The following is a 2,697-nucleotide window of genomic DNA, read 5'->3' on the forward strand; positions in this document are numbered from 1 at the left end:
AGCGGTGCTAGTGCCGGAAGTGCCAAGGTCTACTTGGCTGGTGTTGAGACTCCCTACGACAAGAGTCTGGCTACTGCTACTGGCACCTCCTACACTTGGAATATTGCCAAGGACACCGCTGTTATGATCGAGTCTTCTACTGTCTTCACTACTGCTGGCACCGTTCTTTTGGACGGCGTTGAGGCCAGTGTCAATGCTACTACTCATCGTGCATCCTTCACCATGGGCAAGAGCATGAACGTTGAGCTGGGCGCAGCTGTTGCTGATGTGATGTACACTGTGACCTTCACTGGTGACGTGACCCTGGATGCGTTTGAGACGGTCGGTGGTGATGAGGTGGAGGCCACTAAGGTCGAAGGCAATACCTATTACCTGAAGGCTAGCGACAATGTGTGGGTCATTAAGGTTAACCTGGGAAGCAGCGGCGCCGCTGTTGCTACTTCTTCCAATACCTTCACAAGTGCGTATTACACCGGTGTAGCTACCACTGAGTTCTGGACTCCTGGCAAGGAAGAAACTATTACTCTGACCAGTGCTATCTCTGGTAATGTGTACGTCCATCCTGCGGTTGTCGTTGACTTCGATACCAGTGCTAATGGTGTGATGTTCCTGGGAAATCAGGTTAATCAGACTAATTGGGAGACCTTCGTGGTTGCTCCTAACTCCACCTACGCAATTGGCAGCGATGCCGATGACCTGGCTGGTCTGATTGTGGCTGATCGGGACGCTTCTGCTCCTGAAACCAGTGCGGCTGCCATTGGCGGCACACTGACCGTTGGCACCGACAACATTAAGCTGTACGGCGCTTACAAGCTGCACCTCCATGATGTTGCCTCCGTGAAGACCGCCAACAGCAACGTCGTGCGGGACGGCGAGTACGTTGTCAAGGGTACGACTATTGATGCCGACGCTGATGGCGTGAACGTGATCTGTGTCAATGATGGTAGTTATTTGAAGAACGCAACACCCACTGATATTGTTGTGAATAGCGGTAACAAGGATCAGATTGCCCGCGCCGCAAAGATGACGATGACGGATGGCAGTGGTGTTAAACTTTCGATCCTGGATCAGAAGAACAATATCTGGGACGAAATTACTACCGAAGCTGGCGCAGAAGTGGTTGTTTATGTTGCGATTGGTACTCACCTGATGGTCGAGGATGCCGACAGCACAGTTGTGATCACCGCTACTGATGGAACCAGCAGCGTACCCGTTCTGGATGTGGCCAACAACGGCAAGCGAGTCACGTTTACTGTTACTGCAGTTGACTTGACCCTGAATGACGCGTAAGAGAGTGTTTTTAGACCATAGAAAAGACACTTAGGCGATCCCCACCCCCAGCCCTCACGGGCTGGGGGTTCTTTTCACACAAAAGACCCCCAGGCCGAAGCCTGGGGGTAAAGGATTTATAGGATCAGCTATCAGGGAGCAGTTTGAGTCAGGGTAACATCCTCAACGCCCAGAGTGAAGTAGATCCAGTTGCCAGACTTGTCAAAGTCGGTGACAGAACCCTTGCCTGTAGTAATATCAGCAGTGCCAGTGGCAATGTTTGCAGACATCTTAGTTCCAACCTTGACATAACGGTCGCCAGTGGGAGTGTTCTCAGTAGAGTCAACATCACCGCGACTGTTCAGAACATTCAGCGTAGACCAAGTACCACTCATGGAGACCTTCGCAGCAGCGCTCAGAGTAACATCCTTGTCACTGAGAGTGATATCGTTGGTCTCAGATGTGGAGTTGCTGATCTTATCCCCAACCAGGACACCGGTGCCCTTACCAGTCACAGCTCCGATAGTCACGAGTTTCTGCCCCTTGGCAACATAGTACACACCATCAGCGATGTCAACAGTGCCAACCTTAGCCTTAACACCGTTCAGGGTAACCTTGAAAGCGCCACGCAGAGTGATCTCCGTAGTCCCGATTTCATAACCGTTGTGAGCACGATCCAAAGCCACATTCACAACAGTGCTGCCCTCCTGAATAATGGCGGCAGAAACACCATCATCCTCCACATCAATGCTTACATTGAGCTTAGCACCAGGACGGACGTAGAACACATCGCCAGGGTCGCCAGCATAGCCGAAGCAGTCAGGATCAACATCTACGACAGTTACCTTTGTTGCGCCATAGACAGTGATATCGCTGGCCAGGGAAGAATGCAAGTCGATCTGCCGGGCAGTGCCAGCGTTGGCCACGCCGTCAGTGATGGGACCTTCCTTCATAGACTCAGTCTCCGTACTCACGGCAAATGCGTACTCAGTGGTAGTAGTCTTTACATCGATGCAGCGGAGCTCGTCACTAGCCTTTACGCGATACACGCCGTTGCCCAAGTCCTCCGCGTCCACTTCCTCATTAGACACGGTGTAGAACTTCTCAGGAGTGATGCCGCTCTCAAAGGTGATAGTGTAAGTCTTAGAAGCTACAGTCAGGTCGGTCTTCTTGATAGTTCGATCAACGGCAGCCATGGGAACAGTGATAATCTGAACACCATCAGTGGTCTTGACAACCAAATCACCATAGGTACCATCAGCAATGCTGTCAGCAGCAACGGTCTTGATCAGAACATTAGCGTTCTTGGGAACCTGATAGGCCTTGCCAGTGCTGTTGATAGTGGAGACGTTTTCAGCCGGGTACTCCTCAGTGCCAGCAGCGTTCCAGACCTCAGTTCCACTACCAAAGCCTACCAGAGTCAGAGTC

The 2,697-nt window shown here is 51.7% G+C and carries 2 protein-coding genes; one reads left to right on the forward strand and one right to left on the reverse strand.

Translation table 11 applies throughout. The annotated features are described in order from the left end of the window. On the forward strand, positions 1-1,290 hold a 1,290-nt coding region (locus tag D1646_RS21840; RefSeq protein WP_160638447.1), incomplete at its 5' end, for a hypothetical protein. A gap of 131 nt (positions 1,291-1,421) precedes the next feature. On the opposite strand, the gene D1646_RS21845 is transcribed toward D1646_RS21840, so the two are convergent. Continuing rightward, positions 1,422-2,697: hypothetical protein (locus D1646_RS21845; RefSeq protein WP_160638448.1), on the reverse strand; the 1,276-nt coding region annotated here is incomplete at its 5' end.

Source organism: Pseudoflavonifractor sp. 60 (genome assembly GCF_009911645.1).
In the GTDB taxonomy this organism is placed as follows: Bacteria; Bacillota; Clostridia; order Oscillospirales; family Oscillospiraceae; genus Lawsonibacter.